The sequence below is a fragment of the Halopseudomonas salina genome (assembly GCF_008641105.1).
On the sequence record NZ_VTTI01000008.1, the window covers coordinates 169,894 to 186,327 of the forward strand.

14 protein-coding genes are annotated in these 16,434 nt (G+C 55.6%); 3 read left to right on the top strand and 11 right to left on the bottom strand.

Annotated elements, in window-relative coordinates; translation table 11 throughout:
- Positions 1-51 precede the first annotated feature (51 nt).
- A complete protein-coding gene (locus tag FZF01_RS14020) occupies positions 52-1,740 on the top strand; it encodes a VOC family protein (protein WP_150278829.1) in 1,689 nt (562 codons plus the stop codon).
- 63 nt (positions 1,741-1,803) lie between these two features.
- Here the strand turns inward: FZF01_RS14020 and FZF01_RS14025 are convergent, their stop codons facing one another.
- Together FZF01_RS14025 and FZF01_RS14030 are read right to left on the bottom strand one after the other, a co-directional pair.
- Positions 1,804-3,042: a saccharopine dehydrogenase family protein gene (locus FZF01_RS14025; RefSeq protein ID WP_150278830.1), complete on the bottom strand. Its 1,239-nt coding sequence runs from the start codon at positions 3,040-3,042 to the stop codon at positions 1,804-1,806.
- Between the two features lie 46 nt (positions 3,043-3,088).
- On the bottom strand, positions 3,089-4,186 hold the full coding sequence (locus FZF01_RS14030) for a carboxynorspermidine decarboxylase (RefSeq protein WP_150278831.1): 1,098 nt from the start codon (positions 4,184-4,186) through the stop codon (positions 3,089-3,091).
- 307 nt (positions 4,187-4,493) lie between these two features.
- Here FZF01_RS14030 and FZF01_RS14035 point away from each other — a divergent pair, with 307 nt between their 5' ends.
- Positions 4,494-6,458, top strand: coding sequence for an alkyl/aryl-sulfatase (locus FZF01_RS14035; RefSeq protein WP_150278832.1), 1,965 nt, complete (start codon positions 4,494-4,496; stop codon positions 6,456-6,458).
- A gap of 61 nt (positions 6,459-6,519) precedes the next feature.
- Here the strand turns inward: FZF01_RS14035 and FZF01_RS14040 are convergent, their stop codons facing one another.
- The 4 genes from FZF01_RS14040 to glnT all read right to left on the bottom strand — a co-directional run bounded on the left by FZF01_RS14040 (position 6,520) and on the right by glnT (position 10,441).
- Positions 6,520-7,080 (bottom strand): porin family protein, encoded by a 561-nt coding sequence (locus FZF01_RS14040; RefSeq protein WP_150278833.1) that lies wholly within the window; start codon positions 7,078-7,080, stop codon positions 6,520-6,522.
- A gap of 129 nt (positions 7,081-7,209) precedes the next feature.
- A complete protein-coding gene (locus FZF01_RS14045) occupies positions 7,210-7,821 on the bottom strand; it encodes a TetR family transcriptional regulator (RefSeq protein WP_150278834.1) in 612 nt (203 codons plus the stop codon).
- A gap of 60 nt (positions 7,822-7,881) precedes the next feature.
- Complete coding sequence (locus FZF01_RS14050; protein WP_150278835.1) at positions 7,882-8,979, bottom strand: putative urea ABC transporter substrate-binding protein; 1,098 nt, start codon at positions 8,977-8,979, stop codon at positions 7,882-7,884.
- A 100-nt stretch (positions 8,980-9,079) separates the two neighbouring features.
- Positions 9,080-10,441, bottom strand: a complete 1,362-nt coding sequence (gene glnT / locus FZF01_RS14055; RefSeq protein ID WP_150278854.1) for a type III glutamate--ammonia ligase — start codon at positions 10,439-10,441, stop codon at positions 9,080-9,082.
- 151 nt (positions 10,442-10,592) lie between these two features.
- Here glnT and FZF01_RS14060 point away from each other — a divergent pair, with 151 nt between their 5' ends.
- Positions 10,593-11,618: an alpha/beta fold hydrolase gene (locus tag FZF01_RS14060; protein ID WP_150278836.1), complete on the top strand. Its 1,026-nt coding sequence runs from the start codon at positions 10,593-10,595 to the stop codon at positions 11,616-11,618.
- A gap of 77 nt (positions 11,619-11,695) precedes the next feature.
- Here FZF01_RS14060 and FZF01_RS14065 read toward each other — a convergent pair whose 3' ends face one another.
- From FZF01_RS14065 to cysP, 5 genes are read right to left on the bottom strand one after another with little or no spacing between them, the layout of a single operon-like run.
- A complete protein-coding gene (locus FZF01_RS14065; protein WP_150278837.1) occupies positions 11,696-12,310 on the bottom strand; it encodes a class I SAM-dependent methyltransferase in 615 nt (204 codons plus the stop codon).
- Between the two features lie 40 nt (positions 12,311-12,350).
- A complete protein-coding gene (locus FZF01_RS14070; RefSeq protein ID WP_150278838.1) occupies positions 12,351-13,448 on the bottom strand; it encodes a sulfate/molybdate ABC transporter ATP-binding protein in 1,098 nt (365 codons plus the stop codon).
- On the bottom strand, positions 13,445-14,317 hold the full coding sequence (cysW, locus tag FZF01_RS14075) for a sulfate/thiosulfate ABC transporter permease CysW (RefSeq protein ID WP_150278839.1): 873 nt from the start codon (positions 14,315-14,317) through the stop codon (positions 13,445-13,447). Before cysW ends, FZF01_RS14070 begins: the two co-directional genes overlap by 4 nt.
- Positions 14,318-14,321: 4 nt before the next feature.
- On the bottom strand, positions 14,322-15,185 hold the full coding sequence (gene cysT / locus FZF01_RS14080) for a sulfate/thiosulfate ABC transporter permease CysT (RefSeq protein ID WP_150278840.1): 864 nt from the start codon (positions 15,183-15,185) through the stop codon (positions 14,322-14,324).
- 12 nt (positions 15,186-15,197) lie between these two features.
- Complete coding sequence (cysP, locus tag FZF01_RS14085) at positions 15,198-16,223, bottom strand: thiosulfate ABC transporter substrate-binding protein CysP (RefSeq protein WP_150278841.1); 1,026 nt, start codon at positions 16,221-16,223, stop codon at positions 15,198-15,200.
- Positions 16,224-16,434: the final 211 nt, after the last annotated feature.

Sequence of the window (16,434 nt, forward strand, 5' to 3'; positions counted from 1 at the left end):
CATGAACGAACGTTCATTCTGTTTGCTCCCACAATAACAAGGATGCTTTCCATGTCCGCTTACCCCTACCTCAAGATTCTGCTGTTGTTGGTAACAATGACCCTTCTATCGGGCTGCCTCGGCGGCGGTGGAGGCAGTTCGAGCGACCTGCCTCCACCGGACGCTGCTGCGCCCCAGGCCAACCTGACGTTCATGAGTGCCGCCGGCATCGGCGTAACTGACCTGGACGCATCGGTTGCTCTCTACACCGACGGCATGGGCATGCGCGAAGTGGGACGGCTTATCCGGGACAACCGCACCGAAGTGGTACTGGAGTCAGCGGATGCACGTGGCTCGAAGGTTGTGTTGATGGATTTCACCGACGGAATAGGCCGTAATTTTCAGCAGAATCCGGGCAAACTGGTGTTCTATGCGAAGGATCCACAAGCCTTTGCTGCGCAGTTTACTGCGCAGGGCGGCCGTATCACCGTACCCCCAGCTCCGCAGCCGGCATTTGGCAATGTGGTTGTGGGCTTTGGCCGGGATCTGGATAACAACCTGATCGAGATTGTGGGTGAGCCGGACGCGACCAACTCCTTCTTCGGCGCCTTCGGAATTGGCGTCAGCGACCTGGAGGCGGCCCGCGATTTCTATGTCGATGTGCTGGGCTTTGAAGAAAGCCAGTTCCTCCGGGTTCCCGGACAATATGACGAGTATATTCTGACCTCCCCGGTACCAGGCAGCTCAGCCGTGGTACTGATGAACTGGACCAACGGCAGCGTCCGCAACTACACGGACAACCCGGTGAAGCTGCAACTCGACGTCGCTTATCCTACTGACCTTGCCGACAATATCCGCCAGGCCGGTGGTGATGTCCCGCGTGCTCCTGCTGCATCCGCGGAGGCTGATCTCGACGGAGCCCTGGTCAGCTATGCCAGTGATGCCGATGGCACCCTGCTGGAGCTGCGTCAGGGCATCCGCGCCTATCTGGGCGCTGCCGGTATCGGGGTAGAGGATCTGGAAGCAGCGGTTGATTTCTACCGTGCCGGCCTGGGAATGACTGAAGTAACCCGCCGCACCCGTGACGATCGCGAGGAGGTGGTGATGCAATCGGCGGACGAGCGTGGCTCGCAGGTTGTGCTGATGGGTTTCACTGACGGCGTGGTCCGCAACTACCGACAGAATCCCGGGAAACTGGTGTTCTATGTAAAAGACCCCGAGCAGTACGCGCGCGACATACTCAATGCTGGCGGCCGGGTCACCGTGCCCCCCGCACTGCAGCCCGGCCTCGGCGTCACCGTGGGCTTCGGGCGGGACCTGGACAACAACCTGATCGAGTTCGTTGGCAGCGATGATGCAGTGGAATCCTATTTCGGCGCCTTCGGTCTCGGGGTGAGCGATCTGGAGGCTGCCCGGGATTTCTATGTTGAAGATCTGGGCTTTCGCGAGGTGTTGTATCTGCCCATCCCCTTCCAGTACAACGAGTACATCCTGCAGGGTCAGGGTGGATCGGCACTGGTGTTGATGAACTGGATCAATGGCAGCCCGCGCAATTACACCGACAACCCGGTCAAGCTGGAAATGCGCAGCATGTCGCCAGAGGGCTTTGCGCAGGCAATCGAGGATGGCGGCGGACAGGTGATTACACCTGCGCAACCGTCCAGCGATAAAGATCGTACTGACGAGACGGTGGGCTACGGCAAGGACACCGATGGCACCCTGATAGAGATACTCCGTGCGCCCTGGGCAAAACAGGAATAACCGGCGCGAATAGAAAAGGCCCGCCTGAACGCTCAGGCGGGCCTTTTTTACTGCTCTGGTGGATCAGAAGCTGAGCGCCCGATCACCCTCTTCATCACGGATGCGTGAGGGCAGACCCATGGTGTTCAATAGATTGATAAACGGCTTGGGCGGGAGCTCCTCGACGTTGACCATCTTCTGCACGTCCCACTCGCCATTGGCGATCAGGATAGCGGCAGCTACCACAGGCACACCGGCGGTATAGGAAATACCCTGGCTACCAACTTCACTATAAGCCTCGGCATGATCGGCGACGTTGTAGATGAATACTTCCTTGTCCTTGCCATCCTTCTTGCCCTTGACCAGATCACCGATGCAGGTTTTGCCCTGATAGTTCGGCGCCAGCGATGAGGGGTCGGGCAGCACGGCCTTGACCACCTTGAGCGGAATGACTTCCTGACCTTCGGCAGTAGTAACCGGCTGTTCAGACAGCAGACCGAGGTTGTTCAGTACAGTAAAGACGTTGATGTAATGCTCGCCAAAACCCATCCAGAAGCGGATGTTGGGCACGTTCAGATTCTGTGACAGCGAGTGCAATTCATCATGGCCGGTCATGTAGCTGGTGTGTTCGCCAACCACGGGCAGATCGTCGGTCCGCTTGACCTCGAACATCCGGTTGCTGACCCAGCTGCTGCTCTGCCAGGACCACACCTCACCGGTAAACTCGCGGAAATTGATCTCCGGATCAAAGTTGGTGGCGAAGTACTTGCCATGACTGCCGGCGTTGATGTCGATGATGTCGATGTCGCTGACACTGTCGAAGTACTCGTTCACCGCAACTGCCGCATAGGCATTGACCACGCCTGGATCAAAACCGATGCCCAGGATCGCGGTGATGTTGTTGGCTTCGCACAGCTCGCGACGCTTCCACTCGTAATTGGCATACCAGGGTGGCGTCTCGCAGATCTTTTCCGGCTCTTCGTGAATAGCGGTATCCAGATAAGCCGCACCGCTCTCGATGCAGGCCTGGAGTACCGACATGTTGACGAATGACGATCCGACATTGATGACCAGTTGTGACTGCGTCTTGTCGATCAGCGCCTTGGTGGCCTCGACATCAAGTGCATCGAGCGCGTGCGCCTGCAATTCACCGGCAACCTTGAGGCTGCCCTTCTCCCGTACGCTGTCGACCAGCTGCTGGCATTTTTCCACCGTACGCGAAGCAATATGGATATTGCCCAACACATCGTTATGCTGCGCGCACTTGTGTGCGACAACCTGGGCAACACCACCGGCACCAATAATCAGAACGTTTTTCTTCATGTCTCTTCCTCGAAACGCCTCCTTGGAAAAGGCTGGGTTATTCGCCTCAAGAGAGGCCGTTTACGAAATCGTCGAAGCTGAACTCACGAACCACTTCAACACTGCCATCAAGCTGACGCACCACAATGGAAGGCATCTGAACGCCATTGAACCAGTTTTTCTTGACCATTGTGTAACCGGCCGCATCAATGAATGAGAGGCGGTCACCAATCTGCAGTTCCTTGTCGAACTGGAATTCACCGAAAATATCCCCCGCAAGGCAGGATTTACCGCACACCATATAGGTGTGTTCGCCATCACAGGGCGCCATCCTGGCGGGTTGCCGGTATATCAGCAAGTCCAGCATGTGCGCTTCGATGGAGCTGTCGACCACAGCCAGATTCTTGCCGTTGAACAGCGTATCCAGCACTGTGACCTCAAGTGAACTACTCATGGTGATAGCAGCCTCGCCGGGCTCCAGATAGACCTGTACGCCGAACCGCTCGGAAAACGCCTTGAGCCGAGCGCAGAAGGCGTCCAGCGGATAGCCATCGCCGGTAAAGTGGATACCGCCGCCCAGGCTTACCCACTCCACTTGCTCCAGCAAGCCACCGAAACGCTCCTCGATCTGCCCGAGCATCTGGTCGAACAAGGCGAAGTCACTGTTCTCACAGTTGTTGTGGATCATGAAACCTGAGACCTGGTCGATCACCTCGGCGACCTTGGCAGCGTCCCACTCACCCAGCCGGCTGAATGGCCGCGATGGATCGGCGATAAGAAATTCGGAACTACTGACCCCGGGGTTCAGACGCAGGCCACGTACGTGATCTGTCGAAGCCGAAGCAAATCGCTGCAGCTGACTGATTGAGTTGAAGATGATCTTGTCCGAATGGGCCAGTACTTCCTCGATCTCGTCATCGGCATAGGCCACGCTGTAGGCATGGGTTTCACCGGCAAACTTGAGGCGGCCGAGCTTTACCTCGTTGAGCGAGGAGGAAGTGGTGCCGTCCATATACTGCTGCATCAGATCGAATACCGACCATGTCGCAAAGCACTTCAGGGCGAGCAGCGCCTTGGCGCCGGAGTGCTCGCGTACGTAGGCAATGCGCTCCATATTGCGCAGCAATTTACTCTTGTCGATCAGGTAGTACGGGGTTTTGATCATGGCCCAACGACCCTCCACTGCTTGCCGATAAACCGGGTTATGCCCAGCCTACGCAAAGCGCGCGATTATAGTGAAAAAAGCGCCGACCTTCGAGGGAAAATACGTTTCCCGAATGACGCCTACGTCCGCACCAGCTTAACTGCCAAATGTGGCAATTGCAGAACAACGCACAAAGCCGAGTAGCAGCAAAGCACTAACTGATGCGCTACGCGCATCAATCAAGCAATAAAAATGCATTAGACATATGAGAGCTGTGCCCTATAAGGTCAATATCAAGCCGATAAAAACAAAACCGGAGTACCCACCCATGCGATACCGTTCCTTTCTGTTGACCAGTATTCTCATTGCGGGCACTGCGCAGGCAGTGCTGGCCGGGCCAAAACCCGCTGAAAGCGTCACCGCCGAGCGCAATGCTGCCGCTCTTGATGCCCTGCCCTTTAGCAACACCCAGGCCTTTGACGATGCCAGGCGTGGCTTTATTGCCCAATGGCCTGAAGGCAAGGTGATTGATAGTGAGGGACATGTCGCATGGAACATGGCCGCCTACGCCTTCCTGAAGGATAAGCCAGCCCCTGACACGGTAAACCCCAGCCTCTGGCGACAGGCGCAATTGAATGCCATTCACGGTCTATTTCAGGTAACCGAGGGCATGTACCAGATCCGCGGCATGGATCTGGCCAATATGACCATCATAGAGGGCGAAACCGGCCTGATTATCATCGACCCGCTACTGACTCCAGCCACGGCCGAAGCCGGTCTTGAGCTCTACTATCAGAATCGTCCACAAAAGCCTGTCGTGGCTGTGCTTTACACGCATAACCATGCTGACCATTTTGGTGGCGTAAAGGGTGTGATTGATGAGGCCGACGTGCGTGCCGGGAAGGTCAAGGTTTATGCACCCTATGGCTTCATGCAGCATGCGGTATCGGAGAACATCATTGCCGGAAACGCGATGAGCCGCCGCGCTATCTACCAGTTTGGCGCGGCGCTGCCAGCGGGTGAGCGCGGACACGTGGACACCGGGCTCGGCAAGGCCCTCGCCAGCGGCCCAATGACCCTGATCGCGCCAACCGACACCGTTCCCGACAATGCGACCCTGACTATCGACGGTATTGAAATCGAATTCCAGATGGCCCACGGCACCGAAGCCGAGTCGGAAATGATGATGTATTTTCCCCAGTTCAAGGTACTCAACACGGCTGAGATCACCAGCCAGCACCTGCATAACATCTACACCATCCGCGGCGCGGCAATCCGCGACGCCAGCGCCTGGTCGCATTATATCGACAAGGCCCTGGAGCGTTTCGGTGACCGGACCGACATCCTCATCGCCCAGCATCACTGGCCGATCTGGGAACGCGAAGGGGCGCAACACTTTCTTGGCGTCCAGCGCGATCTGTACAAGTTCATCCATGATCAGTCTGTACGCATGATGAACAAGGGTTACCTGGCCGGGGATATTGCGGAGAACATCAAGCTTCCAGAGAGTCTGGACCAGGAGTGGTATGCCCGCGGGTATTACGGCACGCTGAAACACAACGCCCGAGCAATATACCAGCGCTATATGGGTTGGTATGACGCCAACCCGGCCAACCTCGACCCCCTGCCGCCACAAGAGAACGCTGCCAAGACAATCAGCTATATGGGTGGTATGGACAGTGTGATCGACCAGGCTCGCAAGGACTTCGCCAATGGCGAGTACCGTTGGGTCGCCTGGGTAATGAGTCAGGCCGTATTCGCCAACCCCGACCATCAGGCGGCTCGCGAACTGGGTGCAGATGCCCTGGAGCAACTGGGCTATCAGGCCGAGGCCGGCACCTGGCGCGGCGCCTATCTGACCGGCGCGCAGGAACTGCGTGAGGGCGTTGGCGAACAGCGCACAGGTACTGGTATTTCTCCTGACCTACTGCAGGCTCTGGAGGCAGGCATGTTCTTCGATTTGCTGGCAGTGCGTCTGGATGCAGAAAAAGCCGCTGGCCAGCACCTGGTAATCAACTGGTCGCTGACGGATATCGACGAGCAATATCGCCTGAACCTGCAGAACGCCACACTCACCTACCGCGCCGGCAGCCTGGCCGAAAATCCCGATGCCAGCGTCAACATGACGCGGAAAACCCTCGACCGGATTTTACTCCGCGAGCTTACGTTCCCCGAAGCGGTCAAAGCCGGTGAAATCAAAGTGGAGGGTGACCCGAGAGCATTCTTTGGTCTGCTGCAAATGATTGAAGAGCCTTCTGCGAACTTTCCGATCATCGAGCCTGTGAAACCGTAAGACCCAAGCCGCAAAAACTAAAAAGCCGGAGCATGAGCCCCGGCTTTTTTGCGCGTATTGGTCAGAAGTTGTAACGCAGACCTGCCGAAAGCATGTCGACGTCGTATTCGTCTGCCACATCAGAATACATTTCGTATTCAGCGAGAATATCAAGATTGGCTGTCAACTCGTAAGCCGCGCCAATGCCGTAAGACATAACCCATTCAGTGGCGTCATCACTTGCCGAGACCCCAAAACCGCTCGCGCGTATTTCAGTTTCCATACGGTGATAGCCGAGCTTACCGAAAAGCTGGAATCGCTCGAAGGGCAGAGTGCCAACCAGGTTCGCTCCAAAACCTTGGGTTTCAGCTTCAGCTTGAAAAGGAACGCCGCCTACCCAGACGTCACCTTCTACTTGGCCCAAGTCCGTATATTGAAGCTCAACACCCCAGTTGTCGCTCAGTTGCAAGCCACCGCCCAGCTTCCAGGCGGTATCTTCAGTATCAGAGGCACCGCTGACGTTGGCGTCGGACTGGCCCAGGCTGCCAAACACATAACCGCTGGACTCCTCCGCGTGGGCAACGGCAGCCATAGTGCTAAAGCTCACAACAACAGCAGCAACAAATAAAGTCTTCTTGAACATTTATACATCTCCAGATGCTTGTTATGACTGTCTTCTGACAGTGATCCCTTTAGACGGGCCTCCTGGCCCGCGCGGGGATATCATAAGGGCATTTTCAGGCCACGCACCATAGGGCGAGATGGTTTCTTTTCAAGGGGCGCGCAGGAGACAGTGCAGCCGTTGCACGAGGAAGGTCTTCTCCTCTTTGAGGCAGAAAAGATCCGGCGCAAACAGCCAGCTCTGGGTGATCCCCATCAGATGGGTGTAAATCAGTAAACCCAGTTTATTAGCAGGCTGGGAGGCAGGGAGCTGCTTGATTTCCTGCGCCTGGGCTACAAGCTGAGAGAGCGTTTCGACAATATGCCGTGTCAGCTCTTTTTCACGCTGAATCGTAGGAGCAATAGCATCGGTCAGCTCCGTCTTGTTCAACAGGATTTCGAAGGATTGGCGGAACCAGACATCCTCAGCGAGCAGTTCAAGCCATTGGTGGGCAAACCTGTCTATGGCAGCAAGAGCATCGGTACCGGACCTCGCCGCATTGCCTACCAGCGCTTCCAACGGTTCTTGAGAGTAAGCCAGAACGGCCTGGTAGAGATCATCCTTGTTTTTGAAATGCCAGTAGATAGGTCCGCGACTGTATCCTGCCTCGGTGCCAATCATCCCCAGCGTGGTGTTGGAATAACCGTTGCGACTGAATAGCGTCAGAGCGGCTTCTATGATTTTCAGACGCGTTTTTTCCGCGTCTTCCTTGGTACGGCGCATGAATTATCCGCTTGCGGCAATCCCCCACGGCCTGATGACCATGGAGGATTCGGGCTGAGATCAGAGTGCGTCGTCCGCCGCCATCTGCATGTAGGCAGGATCGAAACGCAGCTTTATATTAGCGCTGTCGCCCAGCGTCTTGCCACCAGGGAAGGAGATACCCACGAAATCAGCAGAGCTGGCGCCCTCGCCAAGCAAGCCTTTCTGATAAGAGAACTCGCGAACACTGTCCATCGCCTCGATGGCCTGATCGCTGGAGATAAAGGCTATCGCATCTTTTGGCTCCCAGAACATCTTCATACCTGCCAGCTGAGCTTCATAGCCCGCCTGATCAGTGCCTGAAGCCTCACCCAGAAAAGCTCTGGCTTCCTGACCAGCTTCACTGTCGGTACTCATCTCGGCCATGAGCTCGAACCAGGCGCCAACCAGGGCCTTGCCCAGGGCAGGATTCTCCGCAAGCGTTTGCGTGTTGACGATGGTCAGATCCTTGATGTGACCGGGTATCTGGCTTGAATCGAATACGCCGTTGGCGCTAGGCATTTCCAGAACATCCGCCAGCAACGGGTTCCAGGTCACCACGTTCTTGACGCCGTCGGTGCTGAAAGCGGCAACAATATCCGCATCGCCGGTATTCACCACAGTGACATCACGCTCACTCATACCCACGGAGTCCAGCGCGCGCGCAAGCAAATAGTGTGATACGGACAGCTCGACCAGATTGACCTGCTCGCCCTTGAGGTCCTTGATGTCGCTGCTACCCTTCATCACCAGGCCGTCATTACCATTGGAATAGTCACCGACGATCAGCGCCGTAGTGTCGACGCCACCTGCGGACGGGATGGACAGGGCATCCATACTGGTAGCCACAACACCATCAAACTCCCCTGCGGTGTATTGGTTGATCGACTCTATGTAGTCGTTGATCTGCACAATCTCGACTTCAATACCGTACTTGTCGGCCCATTTTTTCATGATTCCGGATTCATCTACGTATTTCCATGGAATCCAGCCCGCGTAGATACTCCAGGCAATCTTGAAGCTGTCACGCTCCTGGGCACTGGCTGCGGGAACGATCAACATGGTCGATACGGCTGCGGTGATAAGCGCACCACCAAGTATCTGCGTGATACGGCGCTTCAATGCAAAAGGCTTTTTCATGTTTCTACTCCTGAAAGAATGTGGCGACTTGCCAGATCATGGGTCCAGATAGGGGTAAAGCGTAGCAAGAGCCGCGCCAGTTTTTGCTGGCGCGGGATCATCAGAAGAATTTGAGGTACCGGCTCAACTCCCAGTCAGACACATGGGTGTGATAGCTGGTCCATTCCTCGCGCTTGTACTGCACGAAGCTTTCGAACATTGCGTCACCAAACACCAGTCTGGAAAGCGGGTCTGCCTCGAAGGCGTCAATGGCTTCACCGAGGTTCTGCGGAAGCATCTCGATATTCATGTCGCGCACCTCCTGATCGGTGTAGCTGTACATGTTTTCCCGATGCGGCTGGCCGGGATCCATTGCCTCGCGAATACCCTCCAGACCTGCCGCCAGGATCATTGCCGAGCCCAGGTAGGGGTTGCAGGCGATGTCCGCAGCCCGACACTCGACCCGCGCGCCCTGGGACGGGATGCGCAACATATTGGTGCGGTTGTTGTTGCCGTAACAGACGAAGACCGGCGCCCAGGTGGAGCCTGACATGCTGCCCTTGCGCACCAGGCGCTTGTAACTGTTAACCGTGGGCGCAATAACCGCACTGATCGCCTTTGCATGCTTCATCACGCCAGCGATGAAGTGATAAGCCATGGCGGTTACGCCGCAGCCATAGGTGTCCTCACCGTTGGCTGTATCAAACAGGTTCTTGCCAGTCTCGAGATCAGCCAGGGACATGTTGTAGTGCGCGCCGCTACCGGTGCGGGTAGCAGAAGGCTTGGGCATGAAACTGGCAAATGCACCGTGCTTGCGGGCAATTTCACCGGCCATCAGACGGAAGAACACCAGCCTGTCGGCCATGCCCAGCGCATCGGTGTAGGTAAAGTCGGTTTCAAACTGACCGTTTGCGTCCTCATGATCGAACGAATACACGTCCCAGCCCATGCTGTTCATTGCTTCGACCAGCTCTCCAACTATGTGCATGTTGTCGCCCAGAGTGCGGGGGTCGTAGCAAGGCTTGGCCAGGGTATCGCGTGCACTTATCGGCTCGAAGCCGCCATCAGCGGAATCCTTGAACAGGAAGAATTCGGTTTCAATGCCCAGGTTGAATTTGTAACCCATGTCTGCAGCATCGGCCACCTGCCGCTTGAGGATGTTGCGCGAGCAGGCCTCGAACGGAGCACCGTCCAGATAGAGGTCGCTGGCAAACCAGGCCAGATCAGGGTTCCAGGGGCACTGGGTCAGGGTAGCGGTATCCGGCATCGCAGCTACTTCATTATCGCTGATCTCCTGGGGTACGCCGTCCAGGGCAGCGCCGGTGAAGAGCTCAGAACCTTTGAGCATCCTGTCCAGATGATCGACAGGGACGAACTTCCCCTTGATGATGCCGTGGATGTCTACATACCCGGCAAGGGCATACTTGACTCCCTTGTCCCTGAGCGTTTGTTTCAAGCTTTCGGCGGATGGCTGTACCGTCATGACTGCACTCCAGATCGTGATCTCGCCGGGAATGGCGAGCTTGGTACGAATCTTCCATTCAACATACATGCCAGCATGCATGTATATGTTCGTTTTATTGACCCCCCAGAACGGCATCTGGCCAACAAACAGGATTAAAGGAGTGGCCAAAATGGTTATAGATCAAGGCGTTGTAAAGCGATTCGAGCTCGGCGAGCTGGTTTTACAAAGTGGCGCTGTATTGCGCGAATCCCAGCTCACTTATCTACAATTCGGTGAATTGAACACGGCGGGCGATAACCTGATTCTGCTACCGACGTACTACGGTGGAACACATTCGGGCATCGCGCCCCTGATTGGTGCACATGGTCCTCTGGATCCGGATCATTACTGCATCGTCATACCCAACCTTATCGGCAATGGTTGCTCCACCTCGCCCACTGACGCACATGGGACACAGACAGCCGGGAATTTTCCCCAGGTCACTATTTTCGACAACGTCATCGCGCAACAGCAATTGATCACCGAGCAGTTCAATGGTGCATCATTGGCATTGATAATGGGCTGGTCCATGGGCGGCATGCAGGCTCTGCAATGGGGCTGCACCTTTCCTGATCAGGTTCGACGCATCATGAGCGTATGCGCCACCGCACGCTGCTGGCCGCATAACCGGGTGTTTCTTGAAGGTGTGAAAGCTGCGTTGACCTGCGACCCGGTTTGGCAGCACGGGTTTTATACTCAGCAGCCGGAAACGGGGCTCAAGGCATTCGCTCGAGTTTATGCGGGATGGGCTTACAGCCAGGCTTTTTTCCGGGAAGAGCTTTACCGCACGCTTGGCCATGACAGCATCGATGCCTTGCTGGCCTATTGGGAAGCAGATCATCTCGAACAGGACGCGAATAACCTGCTTGCGGTTCTTTCCACCTGGATGCATGGCGATATCAGCGCAAATGAGCGATACCGGGGAGACTTCATTGCTGCTCTTCAGGCAATAAAGGCGCAGACGGTAATCATGCCTTCGAGTACTGATCTGTACTTCACCCGACAGGATGCCTGTTGGGAAGCCCAGCACATACCTGACGCACGATGTCTCCCGCTTATCTCGGACTGGGGTCACTGCGCCGGTGCGCCTGGACGCAACCCGGTGGACACTCGCGTCATTCTCGACGCCTGCGCCGAATTACTCGGGCGTGCCTGATCACCGCAGCGCCCTCAACCAACTACAGGCCTTCAAAGGTATGGCTTCCGACCTGGCAAAGGGGCTGACACACAGGCTTATTTATGCGCCCAACCGCTGTAAACAAAGGTCATCGGCCGAGGGCCTGGAAGATACTCGGTGTGCAGCTCACCTATGCTAAACCCGCCCGCTTCAATCAGAGCCGGAATATCCCGATTGAGATGACAGCCACCTGCCAGTGGTTTCCAGAGCGGCGTCAGCCGGTGCTGCCAGCGCTCTACTGAGGCATCGGGTGCAAGCCCATGCTCACAAAACAGCAACCGCCCACCGGGTTTGAGAACGCGGTGCATTTCTTTCATGGCGGGTATCGGGTCGGCAATACTGCACAGGGTAAAGGTCATCACGATCGTATCGAAGCGATCAGTTTCAGCGTGAATGCCTTGCACATCCACCGCCACCATATCAACAGGAATGCCGATTGATGCAGCGCGCTTACGAGCAAGCGTCTGCATCTGTGCAGCGGGGTCAACGCCGATAATAGAGGTTACTTTTTCGGGATTGTAGAACTGCAGATTCAGGCCAGTACCAATGCCAATTTCCAGGACCTCACCTGTCGCTTGGGGCACCACTCTGGATCGGGCTTTCATCACATCACCCATGCCACAGGCAATGTCGATCATCTTCGGCAGTACATAGCGCTCATACGGATTCATTGACTCTCCCAGCGAGCGGTGCAGGCACCGCCGAGAAAGCTCAGCGACCAACCCAGCTCAGCGTGCGGGGCGGTTTACCCTCGCAATTGAACAGATGACCCACGTCCGGGACAGCATAGCACCGGTCACCTCGCTGGGGCTGCCAGCGATTGAACTCGGCGTGACTGATACCAACCTCCCAGGGCTCTTCACTCTGCCAACCGCAGGGCGTAAGCTCCAGGCGAACTTCAGCTCCGATCAGACTGATGGAGTCAATCCGCAGGGGTAAGTGGGCATGAGCTGCGGGCTCATCCTGTAGTCGAAGTTCGTGGGGACGAATATATAACTGTACAGCTTCCCCATCGGTATCCTCGGGCAATTCAATCCAGCCCTCCGATTGCTGCAGACGGCGACCCTGCAGGTCCCCGGAGAACACGTTGACGTGCCCCAGAAAATCAAACACAAAACGGCTTTCTGGCTGCGCATAGAGGGCACGGGGTTCGTCAACCTGCTCGATCTTGCCAGCACTCATGACCACTACCTGATCGGAGAGCTCAAGCGCCTCTTCCTGGTCGTGGGTAACGAACACGCTGGTGAAGTGCAATTCGTCATGCAGAGCGCGTAACCAGCGACGCAAATCTTTGCGCACCTTGGCATCAAGCGCGCCGAATGGCTCATCAAGCAAGAGTATCTGCGGCTTCATTGCCAGTGCACGGGCCAGGGCGATTCTTTGTTTCTGCCCACCAGACAGTTGAGCAGGAAAGCGCTCGGCCAGATGAGCCAGCTGAACCATTTCCAACAGATCCGCAACACGCCTACGTATCTCGGGGGCAGAGGGGCGATCCTTGCGCGGCATGACTTCAAGGCCGAAGGCGATGTTCTGCGCTACTGTCATGTGCCGAAAAAGTGCGTAATGCTGAAATACAAAGCCAACACGGCGCTCGCGTACGTGCAAGGGAGTGACATCCTCGCCATGGAAAAGCACCCGCCCACTCTCGGCATTTTCCAGACCCGCTATTACGCGCAGCAGTGTTGTCTTGCCTGACCCCGAAGGACCCAGCAAACCAATCAACTTGCCATCAGGGATGTCCAGGGAAATGTCCTTGAGCGCTTGAAAGGACCCGAAATATTTATTGATGCGCTCTACAGTAATACTCATCCAAGGATTTCCGACTGATGGTTTTCAGGTTCAGGTTGCCGGCTCTGGCGCCACTCGACGACACTTTTGATCAACAGCGTGAGAAGAGCGATGCCTGCCAGCAGCGATGCAGCAACAAAAGCACCTACTACGTTGTAGTCCTGGTAGAGCAGCTCCACGTGCAATGGCAAGGTATTGGTTTGACCGCGGATATTTCCCGCTACTACCGACACCGCGCCAAACTCACCAACAGCTCGGGCATTGGTAAGCACGACGCCGTATATCAGGGCCCAGCGGATATTTGGCAGGGTCACGCGGCGGAAAAGCTGCCAGCCACTGGCACCGAGGATCACACCTGCCTCTTCTTCCTCACTGCCCTGTTGCTGCATTAACGGGATGAGTTCCCGTGCAACAAATGGACAGGTAACAAACACGGTGACCATGACAATTCCTGGCCAGGCGAACATCAATTGGACATCGTAATCGGCCAGCCAACTACCTAACCAACCGTTGGATCCGTACAGGAGCAGATACAACAGGCCAGCAACCACTGGCGAGACGGCGAACGGGATATCGATCAGCGTGATCAGCGCCTTGCGCCCCGGGAACTCGAACCGCGTGACCAGCCAGGCAAGAAAGACCCCGAACACCAGGTTGATCGGCACTGTTAACGCAGCTACGAACAATGTGAGCCCAATTGCATGCAGCGTATAGGCATCAGTCAGGTTATCCCAAGCCGTCTGCACGCCCCCTGACAGGGCCTGGGCAAAGATCAACACCAGCGGGATAACCAGAATCAGCAGCGTAAGAGTCAAAGCGATGCCAATGAGTGTCCATTTGGTCCATGGGCGCTCGCCGACCCTGAGGCTCGAGTTTCGATGTTTGCTCATGGTCTCACCGCCCATGCAGACGTTTGAGATAACGCGCCTGCCACAGATTGATACCCAGAAGAAGGACGAGAGAAGCCATCAACACCACGGACGCAATGGCGCTGGCGGCCGCGTAATCGAATTCCTGCAGTCTGACAAAAATCATCAGGCTGGTGATTTCGCTTACATAGGGTGTATTACCGGCTATGAATATAACTGCTCCGAACTCGCCGAGACTACGTGTAAATGACAACGCAACGCCCGTCATCAGCGCTGGCCAGAGCGCCGGAAACAGTATGCGGCGGAACACCGTAAGATCTGAAGCTCCCATACTCATAGCCGCCTCTTCGTCCTCCGGCGCTAGATCCTCCAGCACCGGTTGAACCGTGCGAACCACAAAGGGAAGACTGGTGAAAGACATAGCAACAACAATACCCAGTGGGGTGTAGGCGACCTCGATTCCGAGCCGGGCGAGATATTGGCCGTACCAGCCGTTTTCAGCGAAAAGTGCTGCGAGCGTAATGCCTGCTACCGCCGTTGGCAGTGCAAAGGGCAAGTCCATCAGAGCATCGACAAAACGCTTGCCCCAGAACTCATAGCGTACCAGTACCCAAGCCATCAAAAGCCCCACCACCCCGTTGATGAGTGATGCAATTCCAGCAGCCCACAGCGTTACCTTATAGGATGCAACAACCCGTTCGTCGGTGATAACCGCCCAGTATTCTGCCAAGGTCATACCGGACGTCTGAACGATGAGTCCGGTGACAGGGAGCAACAGAACCAGACTGATGAATAAGAGCGAAACGCCCAGGCTCAACGAGAACCCGGGCAACACTCTCTTTGCCTTACCAGCGCTGGCAGGCAAGACTTGTGCTGAGACTTTATTCATGGACTTTATGCATCAACGTCTCTGCAATTGGTCCAGTTTGCCGCCAGGCGCAAAATGAACACGCATGGCTGTTTCCCAATTACCGGCAATTTCTTCGATGGGTAGCAGTTCAAGATCCGGGAAACGGTCAGCAAATTCGGTCTGTACCTTTTCGTTGTGAACCCGGTAATTGAAACCAGCGATCAGGCGCTGTGCTTCCTCGGAATACAGATACTCGAGATAGTTTTTAGCCAAGGCTTCGGTTTCGTTACGCTCAACATTACGGTCGATCCAGGTAACAGGAAACTCCGCAAGGAAACTGATTTTTGGTACAACAACCTGATAACCGGCCTCTGGATTTTGCGCGACGATGTTGTTCACTTCAGACTCGAAAGTAAGCAGCACATCGCCGATTCCCCGTTCGATAAAGGTCGTTGTGGCACCGCGTCCGCCGGTGTCATATACCGCTACATTGCCCAACATGGTTTTCAGGAACTGGTCTATCTTCGCTTCATCACCATCAAAGGCTTTCTGGGCATAGCCCAAAGCGGCAAGATAGGTATAACGACCATTACCGGAGGTCTTGGGATTCGGCAACACGGAGCTGACATCATCCCGAGCAAGATCATCCCAGTTACGAATGTTTTTCGGATTTCCTTCGCGCACCAGAAAGGCCATTGTTGAATAGTAAGGCGAGCTGGCATTAGGTAGCCGCTGACGCCAATCTTCGGGTATCAGATTGCCACGGGTATGCAGAATGTCGACATCAGTCACCTGGTTATAGGTCACCACATCCGCCCGCAGGCCTTGAATTATGGCCTGCGCTTGTTTCGACGAACCGCCATGGGATTGACTGATTTCCAACGTATTGCCCGTTTTCTCTTGCCAGTACTCGGAAAACTGCTGGTTGTAGGCAGAGAACAGTTCTCTGGCAATGTCGTAGGAAGAGTTGAGCAGTTTCTGGTCAGCAGCATGAACCGGAGATAAAGCCGCACTGGCTCCCAGCAATAAAGCACCAGCGATCGCGCTGACGCGAGTACGTATCGATTTATCAGCCATAAATCCTCCAAGGACTTGGGGAAGCACCAGTCGGCTTCCCGAACAGGCTGCACAGGGTATCGAACCGATCGATTTATAACAACTTGCTGGTTATACGGTTTTACTTATTACTTAAGCCTCTAAAGCATAAAGGGAAGCTGCAAGCTGCAAGCTGCAAGCTGCAAGCTGCAAGCTGCAAGCTGCAAGCTGCAAGCTGCAAGCTGCAAGCTGC

Bases quoted from the DNA above. Each gene is read 5' to 3' on its own strand.
- FZF01_RS14060 (WP_150278836.1), top strand. From the start codon at position 10,593: ATGGTTATAGATCAAGGCGTTGTAAAGCGATTCGAGCTCGGCGAGCTG.
- FZF01_RS14020 (WP_150278829.1), top strand. From the start codon at position 52: ATGTCCGCTTACCCCTACCTCAAGATTCTGCTGTTGTTGGTAACAATG.
- glnT (WP_150278854.1), bottom strand. From the start codon at position 10,441: ATGACGGTACAGCCATCCGCCGAAAGCTTGAAACAAACGCTCAGGGAC.
- FZF01_RS14025 (WP_150278830.1), bottom strand. From the start codon at position 3,042: ATGAAGAAAAACGTTCTGATTATTGGTGCCGGTGGTGTTGCCCAGGTT.
- FZF01_RS14045 (WP_150278834.1), bottom strand. From the start codon at position 7,821: ATGCGCCGTACCAAGGAAGACGCGGAAAAAACGCGTCTGAAAATCATA.
- cysW (WP_150278839.1), bottom strand. From the start codon at position 14,317: ATGAGCAAACATCGAAACTCGAGCCTCAGGGTCGGCGAGCGCCCATGG.
- FZF01_RS14035 (WP_150278832.1), top strand. From the start codon at position 4,494: ATGCGATACCGTTCCTTTCTGTTGACCAGTATTCTCATTGCGGGCACT.
- cysP (WP_150278841.1), bottom strand. From the start codon at position 16,223: ATGGCTGATAAATCGATACGTACTCGCGTCAGCGCGATCGCTGGTGCT.
- FZF01_RS14050 (WP_150278835.1), bottom strand. From the start codon at position 8,979: ATGAAAAAGCCTTTTGCATTGAAGCGCCGTATCACGCAGATACTTGGT.
- FZF01_RS14040 (WP_150278833.1), bottom strand. From the start codon at position 7,080: ATGTTCAAGAAGACTTTATTTGTTGCTGCTGTTGTTGTGAGCTTTAGC.
- FZF01_RS14065 (WP_150278837.1), bottom strand. From the start codon at position 12,310: ATGAATCCGTATGAGCGCTATGTACTGCCGAAGATGATCGACATTGCC.
- cysT (WP_150278840.1), bottom strand. From the start codon at position 15,185: ATGAATAAAGTCTCAGCACAAGTCTTGCCTGCCAGCGCTGGTAAGGCA.
- FZF01_RS14030 (WP_150278831.1), bottom strand. From the start codon at position 4,186: ATGATCAAAACCCCGTACTACCTGATCGACAAGAGTAAATTGCTGCGC.
- FZF01_RS14070 (WP_150278838.1), bottom strand. From the start codon at position 13,448: ATGAGTATTACTGTAGAGCGCATCAATAAATATTTCGGGTCCTTTCAA.